Raw genomic sequence first — 17,573 nt, 5'->3', positions numbered from 1 at the left:
GCTATAGTTTATCATAAATTCTGCACCTTTTCAACTATGCGGGCAAGCAATCGAAAAGAAAGGACATTTTATGATAAAAAAATACATTACAAAAAAAGGAGAGACTAGATACCTCTTTCAAACATATCTGGGTATAGACCCTGCAACTGGAAAAGAAAAACGCACAACAAGACGTGGTTTTAAAACCATTAAAGAGGCCAAGGTTGCCGAACGTGACCTTCTCTTAGACGTCGAAGAGAATGGTTTTTCAAACAATGAAGATTTCCAGAACCCTACATTCGCTGAAGTTGCTGAGCTATGGCTTGAAAGCTACAAGAGCACTGTAAAACCAACAACTTATCAGAACACTAAGAAGAAACTTAATGTTATGGTTGACTCATATTTTACAGATATGAAGATTCAGCAAATCAGTGTAGCTTATTGTCAAAAGGTTGCTATCAAGTTAAGTAAACGCTATATCCTATATGCTAATTACTACTCTGTTATTAGCCGTATTTTCAAGTATGCCGCTTCTCTTGACATCATTAAGTCAAATCCCTTAGATAAGATTATCAAGCCTAAAAATAAACCCTTAAAGGGCAAAGAAAACTACTATACAAAACAGGAACTAACGGAGTTCCTTAAAGTTTACAAAGCAAATTGTAAGCCAGTAGACTATACCTTTTTTCACTTACTCGCTTTTTCTGGATTGAGAACTGGAGAGGCTATCGGCCTCATGTGGTCAGATGTTGACTTTGAAAATAAACGGTTAAGCATTTCTCGCACGGCTGTCGTGATTGGAAAAAAACAAACTGTTCAGGACCCTAAAACCAAAAGGAGTAAGAGAGTTATCACCTTGGATGATGAAACCCTGAATGTACTGAAGCTCTGGAAACGTCAGCAGATAAAAGAATATTTCCAGGCTGGTGTGCCTTACAAACATGATTCGAATTATATCTTTACGAATAATAGTGGGGGATGGCTTTTGGCTGCAACTATGAAAGTGAAACTTAGCAGATTCTTTTGTAAACACAAAGATCTTAAAAAAATTTCGCCTCACGGATTTAGGCATACACATGCTTCTCTTCTGTTTGAAGCTGGTGTTACAGCGAAAATCATTTCAGATAGACTCGGTCACAATAATGTTCAAATCACCCTTGATATGTATACCCACATCAATGATAATCAACGTGTTGAAGTCGTTGACCAGCTCATGGATTTCATCCGCTCCAGCTAAAAGTAAAGTCGTATTCAATATCGTATTCACTTTTGCTTAACACGCTAGAAGTCCACTGGTTTCAAAGGATTAGCAAGCTGTGTACTATTTATGGTATAATGAAAGAATGAAATACCCAAAAATTGATTTAAAAACCATTCGTCTGCAGACTAGGCAATTTCAGGCTGAAAATCCCCGCCTCTTTCTTGTCTATCTCCTTCCTAGTATGCTGGTCATCTTATCAGGCTTTCTCAACCCCTTGGCTCGTCTCCAAGAAAATGTTTTAGAGCAATCCTTTTTCAGCATGCTGACGCAAGTGCTCCAAGCCTATCTCTTCCCACTAGTGGTTTCTTTTATGAGCACAATTTTTCTAGCAGGTGCTGCCTTTGCGACACTCCGACTCCTCAAGGATCCTGATACGGAACTCTCAGTAAAATCAAGCCTGACCCTCTTTGCTGAAGAGCGCTTCTCACAAACCTTTCTAACCCTGCTCCTCAAACGTTTCTATCTTTTTTTATGGAGTATTCCAAACTTAGTAGGCGTTTATTTTCTCTTTTATAGCAATCTCTTGGCTCGAAGATTTGTTGCCCTACATCCTGAATTTCCAAAACTAGACCTTTCATCCGTTGAAACCGAGCAGTTCCTTATGACCTTTGGGCTCTACTTTTTCGCGAGTCTCATCTTGATGATTGTGGGGAACATCCTCTACGTTCCGCAACATTATGCCTACTCGCAGGTAGAATTCCTCCTCTGCGACACTCTGGATTTAGGCCAGGCTAAACCCCGTCAAATCCTGAAAACCAGCCGTTTCTTGATGAAGGGTTACAAATTTCAACGCTTTGTCCTCGACCTACAACTACTCCCTTGGTACTTCCTCAACTGGATCACTTTTGGAATTGCTAGTTTTTCAATCCTTCCCTATATCCAAAACAATCACATCTTCTTTTATAGAGTCCTACTAGCCCGTAAACGTCGAAATGGATAAGAGCATACAAAAACCAGCGTCGTTCAGGACGCTAGTTTTCTTATTTCAAAAGCAACATACTCAGCAGAGTCAAAATAGCAGGCCCACCTTGCTTCAGAAGAATCTTCTTATCTGCTGTTAGAGAACCGTAGGTCGCTGCACCAAGCACAAATAAAACAAAGATGGTCACAATTTCCAAACTTTGTGAGAAATAAATCCCGTACAAGAGAAAGACACCCAGCAAAGCATTATAAATCCCTTGATTTTTAAACAGTGAACTCACTGAAGGACGAGCCAGTTCTTTCTTATCCACATTAAACACGCGACTAGTAGTATCTGATTGCGTAGCCACACTTTCCAAATAAAAGATATAAAAATGTTCGAGGGCAACAAGGGTTGCTAAAATAGTAGTAATGATTGACATCGTTTTCTCCTTAAAATTCTATTTTTTCTAAACCTGACACTAGTTTCGTCAGTAAAGTTGTTAGCTCTTTCTGCTCGGTTGTCGATAAGATGCTCTCCATCTGTTCCTTCACTCGCAAATGATGTTTAGGCGGACTGACTAAGAGTTGATTCTTGGCTTCTTGGGTTAATTCAACTAAGACTTCTCGTTGATTGGCCGGATTACGCTTGCGACTGACATAGCCCTCTGACTCTAGTATCTTAAAATGACGGGTCAAGGCCGCCTGGTCGATTTGCAACTTCTCCTGAACGGCAATCTGGTTGCAGGGTGACTGCTGCAGTAAAAACTGCAAGATTTGATAGCGGGTCAAACTAATTCCCAATTGTTTCTCAAAAAGTTGAGTGATCATCTGATCTGTTAAATGGAGCTGGTACAGTAAGTCGTTAATTTTTTTCATTTCTACCTCCTTGTGTACACTTGATTTATCAACTATTGACTTATCAAGTATATTACAGAAAGATTAAAAACGCAACCATTTTGCTTACTCACGAAAAATAGCCTCTTGGTTTCAAACCCAAAAGGCTATTATTTCTATATTCTAGATAAAATCCAGCACTAACCTACCAAATCTACTCGAAGGATTTCTCCCTCTTTATCAATGACAACTTCGATGGCATGGCCTGCAAAAATTTCCTCGCTATCATCATAGTAGAGGGTCAACTCCCTGTCTTCGTTGATCGATAGTTCACTCAAGGAAAGAGAGTTGGTAAAATACTCTTCTGTTAACTCCACATCATTTTCATCTGAATCTATCCAGTCTTGAGCTGTTTCCCACAGTTCTTTGACAATATAGTCTTTAATCCGAGTATCTTGAACTTGGAAAGTTCCCATAAATTTCTTTAGATCATCAAAAGAACTTGGAGGGAGACTTTCATCTGCACTCGCAGCAAAGATAGCATGAATCTTACCACCCTCGTAAGTGATAAATCCTTCAAACCAAGAATAGGCTCTGTTTAAGGTGAATTCGCCAATATCGTCTTGAATGATGACCGGTTTTTGATAGGTTTCAATCAAGGTCTCTAACCTAGAGTCTGAGGATTGGTCATCTAGGTATTCCAGCAAGTGGTAGCAGTTATTAGCTACTTCTGACATATATGGCTCTAACTCCATGAAAGGGCGTTTTTGACATTTGATATGATGAATTTTGTAGGGTTCAAAACTAAAGCCCCATCTCTTTTCTTCAAATTCCTCAGGAGTCAATACCCATTCCAAACGTCCCTCACGTTCAGAGAATTCCTGGGTTGCAACATTGACACTAGCTTTAAAATGAACGGACGGCATTTTACAACCATCTTTTAAAGAAGCGGCCCCAGTTACATTTTGGAGGGTAAAAATCAAGAATTCGACAATTTCACCACAAAATTCCTCTTCAAAATCATCTCTTGTTTTCTCAAATAGAGTTTTTAATCGATTTGTCATTCACTTCATCCTTTCTCTCTATGCTTAAAAGCGTTAGTATAGTTTTGTATTCGCTTACATTTTAACATGTTTTAGATTTTATTTCACTTATTAATACTATTTTACACAAAAAGAAGCTACACTTTTAAATGTATAGCTTCTTATTATTCTTAATTCATAGATACGTGAACGTGGTCATAGTGGTTTTCGGTCACACTACCACGGTCTGGCATTGGATTCCAAGTGTAGGCAGGTCCATATTTACTATCATATGGAGCGTAGAAACGTTGTTTCCAGATGATGTAGTTGATGCCACGGCTAGCCATATTTTGGACTGCATATTCTGCAATTTGGTCTCCGAGTGCTGAACTCACTGGAACCATGAAGTCAATGGCCAAACCTTTTCCATGGTCGCCACTGTCTCCAGGACGGTAACCACTAAAGGATGTGATGCCAAACAAGTTGGCTACTTCTTCTTTAAAGGCTGCAGTTTGTGGTTGAAGACCAGCATTCTCAGACTTAGCTACAGCAAGTCCTGCATAGTCAGGAGCCGCTGGAGCTGAATAAGTTCTTGAAGGAGTTTGGCTTTGCTCTGCTTGATAAGTCGAAGTTGCGGTGTCAGAAGTTGCTGTTGATGCTGCTGTTTCTTCTGTTGCACTTGTTTCCGTTGTATCAGCAGGCGTTTCTGTTGCTGGTGCAGCTGCTACTGGTTTTTCCGCTGGAGTCGTTTCAGCTGTTTCTTCAACTACAGGTACTTCTGTAGATGGTGTCTCTTCAGCAACTGTTGTTGTCTCAAAAACTTCTGAACTTGGCGCTACTTCTGTTGTTTTTTCGGTCTCTGTTGCACTTGGTACTTCCTCAATTGGTTGAGAAAGATCTTCTACTTGAACTGTTTGTTCATCGACTGTCACTTGATTAGTTGTCAAATCTGCTGTCGCAGTTGTCACTTCTTCACTAGAGTCTGCTTGGGGAGTTTGGATTTCAACTTCTGTTACTTCTTCAGCTTCATTGACAGTCGTTGTCAAAACAGTTTCTGGGAAAATCAAGTCCATATTAGTGATTTTATTCAAATTAGCAAGAACTGTGACATCTACACCCAAGGCTTCTGCAATTGTGCTCAGGGTATCACCATACTGAACTGTATAGCTATTTTTGTTCTTGTTTTTCGTCACATCATTTTGGATTTGCTCAACGCTACGTGCTGTCCATGCAATTTCTTCTGCTTGAGTTGCCAAAACTGGGGCAAGAGACAAGGCTACTGTTGAGGCTAAAATAATTCTTTTCTTCATTCTTTCACATTCCTTTCAAATGAGTACCTGTCTATCATAACACAAAAAAAGTAGAAAAAAAGCCCTCTCGGGGCTATTTAACAGAACTGTCCATTCCTTGTAACAAACTAGATCAGTTGAAATAGTTTGTTAGCTTTCTGTCACAAAACTGACACAATCTTCTCATCACTTTTCCTCAAAGATATAAGGAATATCTGCAAGTACTTGAATCCTCTGATTCCCTTCATAAGATGACTCTAAAAAGTTAATGCTTTGAATCCCACTATTCTGGGCAAATTCCACATCCAAAGTCCGGTCCCCTATATAATAGGTAGTCCTAGGATTCAACTCATATTTGTCTAGCAAATATGTAGCCACTTCTGGACTTGGTTTCCGTGAAAAGCCACTCTGACTGGTCAGAATTTCTGTAAAATAGGATTCCAAACCCAAGTCTCTTAGAATGGTAAAGGCATTGTCTCCTTTATGGGTATAAACAAACTGCAGAATCCCTGCTTCATCTGCCCAAGCTAGTACTTCACGCGCACCTGGCATCAAAACTACCTGGGCATTCTTCTCAGCCAAACTCTGGGAACGCACCTGATTGAGCTCTTTAGCATCCAAATTTCGCTCTTCTGCCACCTGCTCCAGCAAATCCTGCACCGAATACTTGAGGATAAAATCTCTCACTTTCTCCTTATCATATAGAATAGAAAACTGACAAAAGGTTTCCTCAATCCCTGACAAAATCGCTTCGTAAGAGTCCAATAAGGTCCCATCTAAATCCCAAATAAAAGCTGTTTTTTGCATTTCCTATCCTTTCAAGCTCATATAACGCTGGTATCGGTAGCGTAGAAATAACCAACGAAAACCATTATCCAAAAGGGTTCCCGCCCAAATACCTGGCAAGCCCCAACCAAGCACAATTCCCATCAGATAGGCTGTCCCAATGCGGATACACCACATCCCGATACTTGTCGCATAAAAGGGGAGACGAGCATTCCCCAACCCCTGCCAAACTGCCGTATAAATCACTGTCCCTATCGCCATAGGAGTCCCTAGTAGTGAGAAAAGCGCCACCAAAACACTAGCTTCAACCGCTACAGGATTCGTCGTAAAGAGATGTGTCAACGGTATTCCCAAGGCATAGATGCCAAGTGTCAAGGGCAACATAAGGACGAAAGAAAGCCAAAAGGTTTGTTTGCTTACCTCGTCTACTCTTTCCCAGTCATTCTCTCCAACTGCTCGAGCCACCTGCATGACCGTTGCCGTAGCGACGCCAAAGGCAGGCATGTAGTTAAACTGTGTCAAGACTTCTCCGACTGCATTTCCCGCTACTGCCTCCGTCCCAAAAGAAACAACCAAGGCAATGATGACGACATCTCCAGCTCTCATCATGAGACGTTCTCCCGCTGCTGGTATAGCCAAAGTCAACAAGTCCTTATCTAGACCAAAAGACGGTTTCTCATAAGGCAGCTTTAATTGTGACCATAAAATCACAAGACCAACCAAGCGAGACAGGATAGTCCCCCATGCAACACCAGCTATCCCCATATCAAGAACAAAAATAGCTAGACTTGAAAAGAGAATATTCAAGGCATTGGATAAAAAACTAACATAGAGGGGTAGACGTGGATTATGAGTCGCACGAATCAAGGCCCCCAAACTAGTCATCAAGCCCAAAAGAACAATCGAACCACCCACTAAAGAAAGGTAAAGTCCACCACTTTCAGCCACAGCCTGCTCAGTCCCCAAAAGTCCTATCATCTCTTGCCCAGCAAAGATAGACAAGACCCCTAAAAGCAAACTCAGTAGCAAGGTAATCTTCAACGCTTCAGTCACATGATAAGCTAGCTTCGACTGATCTTTCTGCCCCATGCTTTTTGAAATAACACTAGAAATAGCAGCTCCCAGAGCAATGAAAATCGCCTGATAAATCGTGATAATATTGCTAGCTACTGAAACACCCGAAATAGCTATCAAGCCCAAGTGGGCGACCAAGTAACTGTCCACCATCCCCATGAGCATCTGCAAAAAGTTTTCGCCCATAGCGGGCAAGGCAATGTTGAGAATGTCTTTATTTTTCCTAAACAATCTGTCCTCCTGATGAAAAGAAACTCAGTTGGTTTCCCAACCGAGTTTACTTCCTCTGTCTTAAAGTCCTAGATAAGCCTCAACCGCTGCTTGCATGTCAGCAGCTGCCACTGTTGTCTTGTGACGAACAGGAGCTGTCTCAAGCCCATCAACTGCTGGCGGCACTGCCACTCCTGAAATGTCATGTAATTGAGCCAAAGCTTCAAAGTCAGTCAAGCCAGCTTTCCCTGTTACAGCTTCTACTGCAACCACTGGGAACTTGTATGGACTAGCTGTTGAAGCAATCACGGTCTTTGTTACATCGCCAGTAGCCACTTGGTATTTTCTATAAACTGCTGAGGCAACAGCTGTGTGGGGGTCCTCGATGTAAGCATCTGTTTGATAAACACGTTTAATTTCTGCCGCAGTTTCTTCCTCAGTCGCATATTCAGCTGCAAAGAGATCCAGAATCTCTGCATCAAAGTCTGTCAATTCATATTGTCCTTGTGTATTCAAGGCATTCATGAGTTCAGTTGTCTTAACCGCATTATTCCCCAAAAGATGGAAAATCAAACGCTCCAAGTTTGAGGATACCAAGATATCCATAGATGGACTAGTCGTTACCTTAAACTCACGTTTCTTATCGTAAACACGTGTTTTAAAGAAGTCAGTTAAAACATTATTGTCATTTGAAGCACAGATCAATTTGCCAACTGGAAGACCAATTTGCTTGGCATAAAAGGCAGCCAAGATATTTCCAAAGTTTCCTGTTGGTACTGTGAAGTTGACCTTTTCACCAGCCACAATCTCACCAGACTTGACCAACTGAGCGTAGGCATAAACATAATAGACAATCTGTGGTACCAAACGACCAATGTTCATAGAGTTAGCTGATGAAAATTGCAGTTTGTTAGTAGCCAACTTTTCCCGAAGAGCTACATCGTTAAACATATGTTTCACATTTGTTTGCGCATCATCAAAGTTTCCATCAATAGCGATAACATGAGTATTGTCTCCAGTTTGAGTGGTCATTTGCAACTCTTGTACCTTGCTGACACCATCCTTTGGATAAAAAACGATAATCTCAGTACCAGGTACATCCGCAAATCCAGCCATAGCTGCTTTTCCAGTATCACCCGATGTCGCTGTCAAAATGACGATTTTGTTCTCCAAACCATGTTTCTTAGCAGCTGTTGTCATAAAGTATGGCAAGATGGACAAGGCCATATCTTTAAAGGCAATCGTAGAACCATGGAACAATTCCAAGTTGTATTGCCCATCCAGTTTCACCAATGGCGCAATAGCTGGGGTATCAAACTTGCTATCGTAGGCATTGTTGATACAGTAGTCCAACTCCTCCGCAGTAAAGTCATCTAAAAAGGCTGACAAAACTAACTTAGCCACTTCTTGGTAAGAAGCATCTTGCAATTTTTCAAAATCCAAATCCACCTTTGGATAAGTAAGCGGTGTAAACAGACCACCATCCGTCGCCAAACCTTGCAAAATAGCTTGGCTGGCAGTTACTGTATTATTGGCATCACGCGTTGATTGATAAACTAATGTCATGAATCTCTATCCTTTATCTATAGTCTCTTCCATTATATCATGATTTTTCAGAAAATTCTCGCTTTATAGCAAAAATTATAATCCCAATTCTTCTTTCAAAGGCTGTAAATAGATCATTTCTTGCTTATCTCTTTTCTCCAGTCCTTCCTCAGCTAGAATGAGTAAGTCTTTAGAAAACTCGAGAACCGCAGCTTCTTCCTCATCTGTGAGTTGTTTTTTAGAAAATTGTCTCCTTAAAGACTTGTAATCACGACCAGCTGTGGTAAAAAATGGAGCAGTTCGCAAGTAAGCTTCAAGCTTGTCTAAATTGACCAACAAGCCCAAGTGAAAAGCTGCTGAAGCAAAGGTTCTATTTAGAGGTTGCGTACACACACTACGAAACTCGATAGTCCCTCGAGTCGTTAAGTCTTGGTACTGGTAACTACGATGAGTTTGGAAATCTTCCTCCTGAGGATAAAGAAGAATCTCTTCCCCATCAAGAGAGAAGGCATGAATTTCAGGTGTAGTCAAATAATCCCTAGCCTGAACAGGATAAAAATAATAGGTCTGCCCATCACGCCCCGCTGTGAAAATCGCAGAATGATTTAGATAGTCAAAAAAATCATCCTCATCCTTAAAGAGTCTAGCATTGACACCTACATTCTCTGGATAGATACCATGCATAGATTTTTCCCAGAAAATATCTCTAGAAATTTTGGTATCCCAATCTGCCCCCGAAAACTCAGAATTGGCAAACAAATAAGCTTTGGCAGCTTCGATCTGAGTAAATGCATTGATGACACGCAAATAGTTAGACTTTGAAACATCCAATTGAACTTGGCTTCCACAGATAAAAGCACCATATTGCGGGTAATCATGTAAATCTGACCTTAGAACTGTTCTGCTCAACTTCAAATAATTCATTAACATTTGATAACGTGCATAAGCAACAGGTTGATTCTCATTCTTCTCCCAGTATGGATGGATTCCAGAGCCAACTATAGCATGATTTGCTTCCCCAAGTTTTTTCTGAATCAAATCAATGTAGGCTCTAAAACGCTCTTCAACCTCTTGGATAGTTTCCGCCCTACCGAAAGCAAACTCGATAGTTGTATAGGAGACTTCGAATAAGATAGTATCTTGGCTAACTGGATCTTGCAACTGAATTGGATTTCCAAAGTCATCTACTTTTTCGATAGTAAAACCCAGAACTGATGGTAAATACCGAAAGAGATCCTTTACAACCTCACTATCTGTAGCATTCCCCTCTAAATTGATAACAGGATACTCCAGCTCAATTCCCACAAATAAATCAGGCTTCTCTTTCATATTTTCTAAGTAGCGCTTCTTAAGCAAGTCAACCGAACGAGACATTAACCACCAAACTCTTTCATAATCTACATAAAATGTGAATAAGTAATATTATACCAAAATTCCTTTCAAAAACAATTAGAATGTCACTCAAAAATAATTATTGAGCCTTTATAACACTTTAAAAAAGATAGAATTTAGTAGGAAATCATAATCACCCGTCTATGTCCTGATCCCCAAAAGTTAGACAGAAAAAATCTAACTTTTGGGGTGTTTTATTATGAAATTGAATTATGAAGATAAAGTTCAAATCTATGAACTAAGAAAATAAGGAATCAGCTTTAAGCGTCTTTCAGAAAATATGGAATTAATCTTTCAAATCTTAGATACTTAATCCGGTTGATTGATCGTTACGGAATAGAAAGTATCAAGAAAGGGAAAAACCGTTACTATTTCCCTGAATTAAAGCAAGAAAAAATTGATAAAGTTCTGCTGGAAGGTTGTTCACAAAGAAGTGTTTCTCTCGAATTTGCACTTCCAAGTAGTGGAATGCTTCCAAATTGGCTGGCACAATACCAACACAATTCTTATCATCGATTCCTAAAGAGTAAAGGAATTCACGCATCCATGTCACGCAAGGGCAACAGCCCCGACAACGGTATGATGGAGTTCTTCTTCGGTATTTTGAAATCAGAAATGTTTTATGGATATGAGAAGATGTTTCAGTCGCTTGAAGATTTGGAGAAAACCATTGTAAACTACATCGATTACTACGATTACTACAACAACAAACGAATTAAAGTCAAACTAAAAGAACTTAGTCCTGTACAATACAGAACTAAATCCTTTACTTAATTAATTGTCTAACTTTTGGGGGCAGTACAATAGCGGGTGGTTTAGTTGTCTCGCACCTTACGGAGCGAGACGGACTAATAGTCACATAACAAAAAAACAAGGTCTTAAAACCTTGTCTTCATTACTATACCGGCGGCCGGGGTCGAACCGGCACGTCCTTGCGGACACTGGATTTTGAGTCTAATATTATTAGTTTTAAATCTCAGAAATATTGATTTTATAAGCTTTTTTTCCATAATATTTTTTAAAACTTAGTATCACTTCCAAAGTTTAGATACTTTTTAGTAACTATAAAATGCTAGAAAGTATACTCCTTATTAAAAAGAGTTTTGGACTAGTTTTGTGCAATTTTATTACCCATATCCGTAATAAGAGAGGCTAAATTAATTGCCTTTAATGATTGTAGAAATTGGTTGTGAATATCATTAGACACATAACCAGCTAGCAAAATATGCTCAGCCATGTCATATTGCTTAATCAAGAGAATCTTATCATGTTTTTCATTAAATAAAATCGCACTAATTGCTGTATTAAAGACTGGAAAACGAAAACTCGCACATTGTGAACAATAAGGAATATCTCCCTCATCTTTTAAAAATTTTTTCTCCAAAGGATGCCCACATTCGGGACAACAAGTCATTGTTTTGTCAAATATAGAAACCTCTTTTTTAAAGTTCTTAAAAGTAATTTTACCAGTAAAATCGAGACCACGCAAGACATTGAAATAAATCAAGACTTTTTTTAAAATTTATCTTATGATATACTAAACTTATCAGCTATTGGTTCTGAAAAAGTGTCTGCCACAGTTTTACTACAAATTCTCATGACTTGTGCCAAGATTTATAAAAAACGGATAGCTATAATAGCTCTTAGAGCAAAAACATGACATATAGGAGGTTAAAGACATGTCATACTTTTATCTTTTTATCGCCATTGTAGGAGAGATATTGGGAACTAACCTTTTGAAATTATCAGACGGTTTTACAAAGCCTATTCCAACCGTTTCTGCCCTACTTAGCTATGGCGTTTGTTTCTATTTCCTCTCACTAGCAATGCAAAAAATTCCTTTAGGAATAGCTTATGCAACATGGTCAGCTGTCGGTTTAGTTTTGACAGCCTCTATCGCAGTAATGATTTTCAAAGAAACACTAAATGTTTATAGCATTATCGGTTTAATTTTGATTATCATTGGTGTTGTCATGGTTAACTTATTAGGAAATGCAGGACATTAATAAAACCGGCTCTATACTATTTGTAGTGGGTAAATCCCCTATGGATATTATGGAGCCTATTTTGTTGTAGAAAAAAAGTTCCATAAGAACTATAATGAAAAGCTAGAATTCTGTCAATATTTTGGACACATTTTGGGAGGGAATTTTGAAGACTAGCGTCCTCCTAATTTTCCCAATAAGTTTTAACTTCTTCAAAAATCTTATTCAAAAGTTCTGCATCTTTTTCTGACAACTGATTTTTTTCTATAACTCTATCTTTTAGTTCTGTTGCCTTTATTTTATTTCTTGCCACCGAAACTGCTATTGAATGTTTCAAAATATCAAACTCATCCTTTGAAAAGTTTGCAATATTGGTAAGATCTAATTGTTCTAGAGGTAAACTACTGATAATTGAATAAGGTTTTTGTCCCAGCAAATAATCTGTAGTAGTCCCAAAGATATTTGCTAATTTCACAACGAATTCTAATCCTGGTTCTAACGTTCCATTCTCCCACCGAGAATATGTCCCTTGTTGAACTCCAATTAATTCCGATATTTGTACTTGAGTTAACTTTTTTGATTTTCTGAGAGTTTTTAACCTCTCTGAAAATTTATAATCCTCTGTATACATAATTCTCCTATAGATATTCTTATTCGTATATTTTAGCTTGACAAAATATTCTAAACGGTATAAAATAGAATTATTCCATAAGGAATATTTATTTTGAGATTGAATATTCCATTGAGAATATTATAGCATAAAAGGAGGTAAAAGCGTATGTAACTAGTAGTCGATTTAAAAAATTTTAATAAAGGAGGTAGGATTCGACAAAATAAAAAATCTTGAAACAAATGTGCCGTTCGTTCCAAGATCAAAACATATTATGTAACAATTATACCACAGAAAACTCTTCAGTTGCACAAGAAAATTTCGGAGGTTTCACAAAAAGATGACCAATAAAGAGTTAGTAAATCAAATTTCTGGCCTAAACTCTACCTCTACTCTTAAAAATTGGATTCAACTGATTAAAGAGATAAGTGGCAAGGAATTTAAGAAAATTAAAGTTCCTATCAGTAGAAATCCCAGAACTCATCAATTAAGTTATACAGTTGCCTATGATTTTACAGACGAAGACCTTAGACAATTTCAAAAGTTAGCTAAACTAAAACTTGAAATAGGTCTAAAAGAGGCTATACAAGCCGTATTTGGGAGTCTAGCAGACAATGAACATGAATCCCTAAACCAAGTAATAGATGAGCTCTACGATGAACTGAGCGCCTTAAAACAGGAATTTAAGCGAGAAATGCGACTGATAAAAATTGAGAATTCCAACCTAAAAAAGAAAATCCAAGATATTGAAGAGTCGATGCAAACCGGCTTACTAGGGTTTGTTAACAAGAGGTCAAAAAATAGGTTCGGCTAATAGCGAGTTTTCGGCTGAGCCATGAGGCAGAAAGCCGAAAATGAGCGTAGATGCGGACGGACCATTTTTGACCGATAGGGTGTGTAGTAACACCACCCTCTGCAAGTTAGGTGTACCATCGAAAGAATTCAGTATTGCCAAGGGTTTCGCAGATTTTAAGGGTGGCAAAATTAGGCAAAAAGTTGAATCAAAATCTATGGCAAAAAATGAACATTTACGTTCTGTATTTGACTGGATTCAAATTCAGTTTGATAAGACTGAATTTTCGCCAAGAGAAATAATCGAAGACATTCTATTTCTTGACTATGACCTATTTATTGAGAATATAGGGAGCCTTAAATACTATAACTATGATAGCCAGCTTCATTATGGAAATATCCGTATCTACTATGGAGCGAAAGAGTCGTCCTACATGCTTGTCATGTCAGGACAGGCACTCGAGTTCTATAGAGATATGGTATTAGATCCAAATAGTCTGTCCGAAAGACAGTTTCTGAACAACCTCTACTACAATTACAATCAATTTTCAGTAAGACGAATTGATATTGCAATAGATGATTTTAATGAAACACCCTATTTCACTCCTAATCAGCTTCTAAAGATTTGTCAGAAGAAACGCTTTATATATGGAAAAAGTACCTACTACAATACCTACGGAGATGAAACAATCGGCCAGACCTTATATTTGAGAAAACCCAATGATGATGAAAGACTTAGAATTTACGATAAACGCTTAGAACGAGCTGAGAAGCTCGGTATCAGCAAGCGGTATATAGAAAATTGGATAAGAACTGAGTTAGAACTTAGGAAAGAAAAAGCTCACTACTTCATTCAAGAATGGTTGCATTCAGAAATAGATCTTCTCAACTTTACCAAGGGATATCTCAAAGAAAAAGTGAGGTTCTATAGTGATAGTCACTTCTCAAAACCTTTGAGATCTTGGGAAAAGTTTTTAGGTCACTCAAAACCTGTGTCTATCATTATTTCAAAACCAAAAACAGAACTAGAACAAAAATTAGAATGGTTTACCTATAAAGGTTCTGGAGCTATTCTAAAAGCGTATAAATTTCTATACGACAATAACTTACTGCATGAGTATGAGAAGTCTAACTATCTCGCACTCAACAATATGGAATATCCACCAGATTTAGCAAGTGGATTAATAGAAAGGGCAATACTCTTTAAAAGAGAGGATTTGATCCCCACAATCAAAGAAAATATCAAAAGGAGAAATTAACTATGGCAAAAATGCTTTCACAAAATGACTGGAATTTTAATAACATTGGAACAAAATTTGAATTGGATGAAGTCATTCCAAAATTTGAAACGGAAGTCCGAGCTGATGCAAACGGAGAAATTATCAAAAACCGAGATGGTAGCGAAAGACGTTTTAATACCGATAAAATCATTGGTTGGAAATACAATGTAACGATCAAGGATGGACAATTCAAAAAGAAATCAACCCAAGTCTCAGTAGACAATCCAGAAGCTTTAGTTGATAATGACTATATCCAAGCAATGGATGAAGTACCAGTTACATTTGACAATTTACAAGCCACTATGATTAGTACGACAATGTACTATAAAGCGGATGCTATCCATTTAGTAGATGTAAAACAAAAATAAGTATCAGACAAGGGGAGTAAATCCTCCCCTTACTTAATCTAATTAGAAAAGGAGATAACATGATTAAAACTGTAACAAAAGATGACCTTATCGAACTTGGATTTGCTCCAGGAACTGCAAGAAAGATTATCCATACTGGCAAATTACTATTAGTGAATCGTGGTTTTAATATCTACGATAACAAACGGATAGGTACAATTCCAGCCAGTGTCGCTGAAGAACTATTAGGAATTGAACTCCAGAAAGAAGCGTAACTTATGGCTTTACGTAAAAATATAGACGGAACTTGGATTGTCGATGTTTCCAATGGTATAAATCCAATATCTCTAAAACAACGTAGAATTGTAAGAAAAGGATTCAAAACTAAAAAAGAAGCATTGGAGGCCGAACAATACTTACGAAGTGTCGAACTTAAAGAAAAAAGTTTCAACTCAAAAATATCAATTGATATCCTTTATGATCTCTTAAAAGAAGAGGATAAAATAAACAACAGAAAACAAAGCTATATAGATACACAAGAAAACAACTATAACAGGCATATAAAAAACTATTTTGAAAAAGTTGATGATGTAGCTAAATTAACTTATGAAGATATCTATCAATTCAGAGAACATCTAAGAGATAAAAATGCTCAAAACTCAGAAAAGAAGCTAAGTCCAAATACTATTAATAAAATTATAATTTTACTAAAGAAAATTATGGATGTTGGATTAAGAAAGGGATTTTACAAGGAACATCCCGTAGGATTACTGAAAAAATTACCAATAGAAAAAGCAAAATTAAATTTCTGGACAGTAAAAGAATTTAAGCACTTCTTAACACTATTTAGCAACGAAGAATACAATATAAAATTACTATTCACAGTTCTATTTTTTACTGGTCTAAGACTGGGAGAAGCTCTTGCTCTAACGTGGAAGGACATAGAGTTTTCAACAAATACAATCCATGTAAGTAAATCAGTATACGTCAAAAAAGGTGAAGAACACATTAGTAGCACAAAGACAAAGGCTGGAACTCGAAGAATCATCATGAATACCAAACTAGTAGAGACACTAGAAGAGTGGAAACAAATACAGCATGAAAGATTGAAAGAATTTACAACCAACCTAGATGATCTACAGATATTTCAAAATAGCCCGATTACAATAACTAAAGATTCAATCGAAAAACAATATAAAAAAATATTGCAAAGAGATGGTTCTTTAAAAAAGATAAGAATTCATGACTTCAGGCATTCACATGCTTCCCTACTAATAAATCAAGGAGAAGATTATCTTGTCGTAAAAGAAAGATTAGGCCATGCATCTATAACTACAACAATAGATACTTACTCACATTTGTATCCAAGCAAGCAACAAAAATTAGCGGATAAATTAGATGATCTGTTATAAAATTAGTAATTTTAAGTAACTCAGCGTTACAAATTCAACAATCAAATAAAAAAAGACAAGGTCCGAAAACCTTGTCTTTCAATCTATACCGGCGGCCGGGGTCGAACCGGCACGTCCTTGCGGACACTGGATTTTGAGTCCAGCGCGTCTGCCAATTCCGCCACGCCGGCAAATAGTAACTGGGGTAGCTGGATTCGAACCAACGCATGAGGGAGTCAAAGTCCCTTGCCTTACCGCTTGGCTATACCCCAATAATATAAAATAGGCGAGTGATGGGGATCGAACCCACGCATGCCAGAGCCACAATCTGGTGTGTTAACCACTTCACCACACCCGCCATAATCTTATTAACACGGGCAGTAGGAATTGAACCCACACTGAAGGTTTTGGAGACCTTAGTTCTACCTTTAAACTATGCCCGTATCCATGGAAGGGGAGGGATTCGAACCCCCGAACCCGAAGGAGCGGATTTACAGTCCGCCGCGTTTAGCCACTTCGCTACCCTTCCTAGTCATAAGTACATGGCGCGAGACGGAATCGAACCGCCGACACATGGAGCTTCAATCCATTGCTCTACCAACTGAGCTACCGAGCCAAATTGCGGGAGCAGGATTTGAACCTACGACCTTCGGGTTATGAGCCCGACGAGCTACCGAGCTGCTCCATCCCGCGTTAATAATAAAAAGGAGGATGTGGGATTCGAACCCACGCACGCTTTTACACGCCTGACGGTTTTCAAGACCGTTCCCTTCAGCCAGACTTGGGTAATCCTCCAAAAATAGTCCGTACGGGATTCGAACCCGTGTTACCGCCGTGAAAAGGCGGTGTCTTAACCCCTTGACCAACGGACCA

At 38.4% G+C, this 17,573-nt stretch carries 18 protein-coding genes, 9 tRNA genes and 1 pseudogene; 9 read left to right on the top strand and 19 right to left on the bottom strand.

The window, feature by feature from the left end; all coding sequences use genetic code 11:
- Positions 1 to 70 precede the first annotated feature (70 nt).
- Entirely contained in the window at positions 71 to 1,216 is a 1,146-nt protein-coding gene (locus HF881_RS06110) for a site-specific integrase (RefSeq protein WP_169446810.1), read from the top strand.
- Positions 1,217 to 1,322: 106 nt separating this feature from the next.
- Entirely contained in the window at positions 1,323 to 2,180 is an 858-nt protein-coding gene (locus HF881_RS06105; RefSeq protein WP_169446809.1) for a DUF975 family protein, read from the top strand.
- Positions 2,181 to 2,220: 40 nt separating this feature from the next.
- Here the strand turns inward: HF881_RS06105 and HF881_RS06100 are convergent, their stop codons facing one another.
- From HF881_RS06100 to HF881_RS06065, 8 genes are all read right to left on the bottom strand, one after another.
- Positions 2,221 to 2,583, bottom strand: a complete 363-nt coding sequence (locus tag HF881_RS06100) for a DUF1304 domain-containing protein (RefSeq protein ID WP_169446808.1) — start codon at positions 2,581 to 2,583, stop codon at positions 2,221 to 2,223.
- Between the two features lie 10 nt (positions 2,584 to 2,593).
- Positions 2,594 to 3,019 carry a MarR family winged helix-turn-helix transcriptional regulator gene (locus HF881_RS06095; RefSeq protein WP_000723483.1) on the bottom strand — a complete coding sequence of 142 codons (426 nt, stop codon included), beginning with the start codon at positions 3,017 to 3,019 and terminating at the stop codon, positions 2,594 to 2,596.
- Positions 3,020 to 3,177: 158 nt separating this feature from the next.
- Positions 3,178 to 4,041 carry a DUF2262 domain-containing protein gene (locus tag HF881_RS06090; RefSeq protein ID WP_169446807.1) on the bottom strand — a complete coding sequence of 288 codons (864 nt, stop codon included), beginning with the start codon at positions 4,039 to 4,041 and terminating at the stop codon, positions 3,178 to 3,180.
- A gap of 149 nt (positions 4,042 to 4,190) precedes the next feature.
- On the bottom strand, positions 4,191 to 5,309 hold the full coding sequence (locus HF881_RS06085; protein ID WP_169446806.1) for a LysM domain-containing protein: 1,119 nt from the start codon (positions 5,307 to 5,309) through the stop codon (positions 4,191 to 4,193).
- Positions 5,310 to 5,474: 165 nt separating this feature from the next.
- Positions 5,475 to 6,095, bottom strand: a complete 621-nt coding sequence (locus HF881_RS06080; protein ID WP_169446805.1) for an HAD-IA family hydrolase — start codon at positions 6,093 to 6,095, stop codon at positions 5,475 to 5,477.
- Positions 6,096 to 6,098: 3 nt separating this feature from the next.
- Positions 6,099 to 7,379: an MATE family efflux transporter gene (locus HF881_RS06075; RefSeq protein ID WP_169446804.1), complete on the bottom strand. Its 1,281-nt coding sequence runs from the start codon at positions 7,377 to 7,379 to the stop codon at positions 6,099 to 6,101.
- A 60-nt stretch (positions 7,380 to 7,439) separates the two neighbouring features.
- The gene (gene thrC / locus HF881_RS06070) at positions 7,440 to 8,924 is read right to left on the bottom strand and encodes a threonine synthase (RefSeq protein ID WP_169446803.1); all 1,485 of its coding nucleotides are present in this window, start codon (positions 8,922 to 8,924) and stop codon (positions 7,440 to 7,442) included.
- A 75-nt stretch (positions 8,925 to 8,999) separates the two neighbouring features.
- A complete protein-coding gene (locus HF881_RS06065) occupies positions 9,000 to 10,277 on the bottom strand; it encodes a gamma-glutamylcysteine synthetase (RefSeq protein WP_169446802.1) in 1,278 nt (425 codons plus the stop codon).
- A gap of 271 nt (positions 10,278 to 10,548) precedes the next feature.
- Here HF881_RS06065 and HF881_RS10405 point away from each other — a divergent pair.
- A pseudogene (locus tag HF881_RS10405) lies at positions 10,549 to 11,069 on the top strand (IS3 family transposase).
- 334 nt (positions 11,070 to 11,403) lie between these two features.
- Here HF881_RS10405 and HF881_RS06050 read toward each other — a convergent pair.
- Entirely contained in the window at positions 11,404 to 11,802 is a 399-nt protein-coding gene (locus tag HF881_RS06050) for a hypothetical protein (protein WP_009732039.1), read from the bottom strand.
- 172 nt (positions 11,803 to 11,974) lie between these two features.
- Here HF881_RS06050 and HF881_RS06045 point away from each other — a divergent pair, with 172 nt between their 5' ends.
- Positions 11,975 to 12,301: a multidrug efflux SMR transporter gene (locus tag HF881_RS06045; RefSeq protein WP_009732038.1), complete on the top strand. Its 327-nt coding sequence runs from the start codon at positions 11,975 to 11,977 to the stop codon at positions 12,299 to 12,301.
- 163 nt (positions 12,302 to 12,464) lie between these two features.
- On the opposite strand, the gene HF881_RS06040 is transcribed toward HF881_RS06045, so the two are convergent.
- Positions 12,465 to 12,911, bottom strand: a complete 447-nt coding sequence (locus HF881_RS06040; protein WP_000287814.1) for a helix-turn-helix transcriptional regulator — start codon at positions 12,909 to 12,911, stop codon at positions 12,465 to 12,467.
- Positions 12,912 to 13,230: 319 nt separating this feature from the next.
- Here HF881_RS06040 and HF881_RS06035 point away from each other — a divergent pair, with 319 nt between their 5' ends.
- The 5 genes from HF881_RS06035 to HF881_RS06015 are packed head-to-tail and all read left to right on the top strand — an operon-like array spanning position 13,231 to position 16,721.
- Complete coding sequence (locus HF881_RS06035) at positions 13,231 to 13,704, top strand: hypothetical protein (protein ID WP_000182279.1); 474 nt, start codon at positions 13,231 to 13,233, stop codon at positions 13,702 to 13,704.
- A gap of 40 nt (positions 13,705 to 13,744) precedes the next feature.
- On the top strand, positions 13,745 to 14,941 hold the full coding sequence (locus tag HF881_RS06030; protein ID WP_009732036.1) for a replication initiation factor domain-containing protein: 1,197 nt from the start codon (positions 13,745 to 13,747) through the stop codon (positions 14,939 to 14,941).
- Between the two features lie 2 nt (positions 14,942 to 14,943).
- Positions 14,944 to 15,330: a hypothetical protein gene (locus HF881_RS06025; RefSeq protein WP_061599443.1), complete on the top strand. Its 387-nt coding sequence runs from the start codon at positions 14,944 to 14,946 to the stop codon at positions 15,328 to 15,330.
- 59 nt (positions 15,331 to 15,389) lie between these two features.
- Entirely contained in the window at positions 15,390 to 15,584 is a 195-nt protein-coding gene (locus HF881_RS06020; RefSeq protein ID WP_000598356.1) for a DUF3173 domain-containing protein, read from the top strand.
- 3 nt (positions 15,585 to 15,587) lie between these two features.
- Complete coding sequence (locus tag HF881_RS06015) at positions 15,588 to 16,721, top strand: site-specific integrase (RefSeq protein WP_049550050.1); 1,134 nt, start codon at positions 15,588 to 15,590, stop codon at positions 16,719 to 16,721.
- Between the two features lie 86 nt (positions 16,722 to 16,807).
- On the opposite strand, the gene HF881_RS06010 is transcribed toward HF881_RS06015, so the two are convergent.
- From HF881_RS06010 to HF881_RS05970, 9 genes are all read right to left on the bottom strand, one after another.
- Positions 16,808 to 16,891, bottom strand: a tRNA-Leu gene (locus HF881_RS06010).
- Between the two features lie 9 nt (positions 16,892 to 16,900).
- Positions 16,901 to 16,972: transfer RNA gene (locus HF881_RS06005), tRNA-Gln, on the bottom strand.
- A 13-nt stretch (positions 16,973 to 16,985) separates the two neighbouring features.
- Positions 16,986 to 17,058 (bottom strand) — tRNA-His (locus HF881_RS06000).
- A gap of 14 nt (positions 17,059 to 17,072) precedes the next feature.
- Positions 17,073 to 17,143: transfer RNA gene (locus HF881_RS05995), tRNA-Trp, on the bottom strand.
- Positions 17,144 to 17,148: 5 nt separating this feature from the next.
- Positions 17,149 to 17,229 (bottom strand) — tRNA-Tyr (locus HF881_RS05990).
- A gap of 14 nt (positions 17,230 to 17,243) precedes the next feature.
- Positions 17,244 to 17,316, bottom strand: a tRNA-Phe gene (locus tag HF881_RS05985).
- A gap of 3 nt (positions 17,317 to 17,319) precedes the next feature.
- Positions 17,320 to 17,393, bottom strand: a tRNA-Met gene (locus tag HF881_RS05980).
- A gap of 12 nt (positions 17,394 to 17,405) precedes the next feature.
- Positions 17,406 to 17,495, bottom strand: a tRNA-Ser gene (locus tag HF881_RS05975).
- Positions 17,496 to 17,500: 5 nt separating this feature from the next.
- A tRNA-Glu gene (locus tag HF881_RS05970) sits at positions 17,501 to 17,572 on the bottom strand.
- Between the last annotated feature and the right edge of the window lies 1 nt (position 17,573).

It is taken from the genome of Streptococcus sp. WB01_FAA12 (genome assembly GCF_012843315.1).
In the GTDB taxonomy this organism is placed as follows: Bacteria; Bacillota; Bacilli; order Lactobacillales; family Streptococcaceae; genus Streptococcus.
The sequence above is the reverse complement of the archived record's forward strand: the minus strand, read 5'-3'. Positions and strand labels throughout refer to the sequence as shown.

Coding starts and splice junctions, on each gene's coding strand:
- thrC (WP_169446803.1), bottom strand. CDS start 8,924: ATGACATTAGTTTATCAATCAACGCGTGATGCCAATAATACAGTAACT.
- HF881_RS06080 (WP_169446805.1), bottom strand. CDS start 6,095: ATGCAAAAAACAGCTTTTATTTGGGATTTAGATGGGACCTTATTGGAC.
- HF881_RS06035 (WP_000182279.1), top strand. CDS start 13,231: ATGACCAATAAAGAGTTAGTAAATCAAATTTCTGGCCTAAACTCTACC.
- HF881_RS06100 (WP_169446808.1), bottom strand. CDS start 2,583: ATGTCAATCATTACTACTATTTTAGCAACCCTTGTTGCCCTCGAACAT.
- HF881_RS06105 (WP_169446809.1), top strand. CDS start 1,323: ATGAAATACCCAAAAATTGATTTAAAAACCATTCGTCTGCAGACTAGG.
- HF881_RS06090 (WP_169446807.1), bottom strand. CDS start 4,041: ATGACAAATCGATTAAAAACTCTATTTGAGAAAACAAGAGATGATTTT.
- HF881_RS06015 (WP_049550050.1), top strand. CDS start 15,588: ATGGCTTTACGTAAAAATATAGACGGAACTTGGATTGTCGATGTTTCC.
- HF881_RS06040 (WP_000287814.1), bottom strand. CDS start 12,911: ATGTATACAGAGGATTATAAATTTTCAGAGAGGTTAAAAACTCTCAGA.
- HF881_RS06030 (WP_009732036.1), top strand. CDS start 13,745: ATGAGCGTAGATGCGGACGGACCATTTTTGACCGATAGGGTGTGTAGT.
- HF881_RS06025 (WP_061599443.1), top strand. CDS start 14,944: ATGGCAAAAATGCTTTCACAAAATGACTGGAATTTTAATAACATTGGA.
- HF881_RS06110 (WP_169446810.1), top strand. CDS start 71: ATGATAAAAAAATACATTACAAAAAAAGGAGAGACTAGATACCTCTTT.
- HF881_RS06065 (WP_169446802.1), bottom strand. CDS start 10,277: ATGTCTCGTTCGGTTGACTTGCTTAAGAAGCGCTACTTAGAAAATATG.
- HF881_RS06095 (WP_000723483.1), bottom strand. CDS start 3,019: ATGAAAAAAATTAACGACTTACTGTACCAGCTCCATTTAACAGATCAG.
- HF881_RS06045 (WP_009732038.1), top strand. CDS start 11,975: ATGTCATACTTTTATCTTTTTATCGCCATTGTAGGAGAGATATTGGGA.
- HF881_RS06085 (WP_169446806.1), bottom strand. CDS start 5,309: ATGAAGAAAAGAATTATTTTAGCCTCAACAGTAGCCTTGTCTCTTGCC.
- HF881_RS06020 (WP_000598356.1), top strand. CDS start 15,390: ATGATTAAAACTGTAACAAAAGATGACCTTATCGAACTTGGATTTGCT.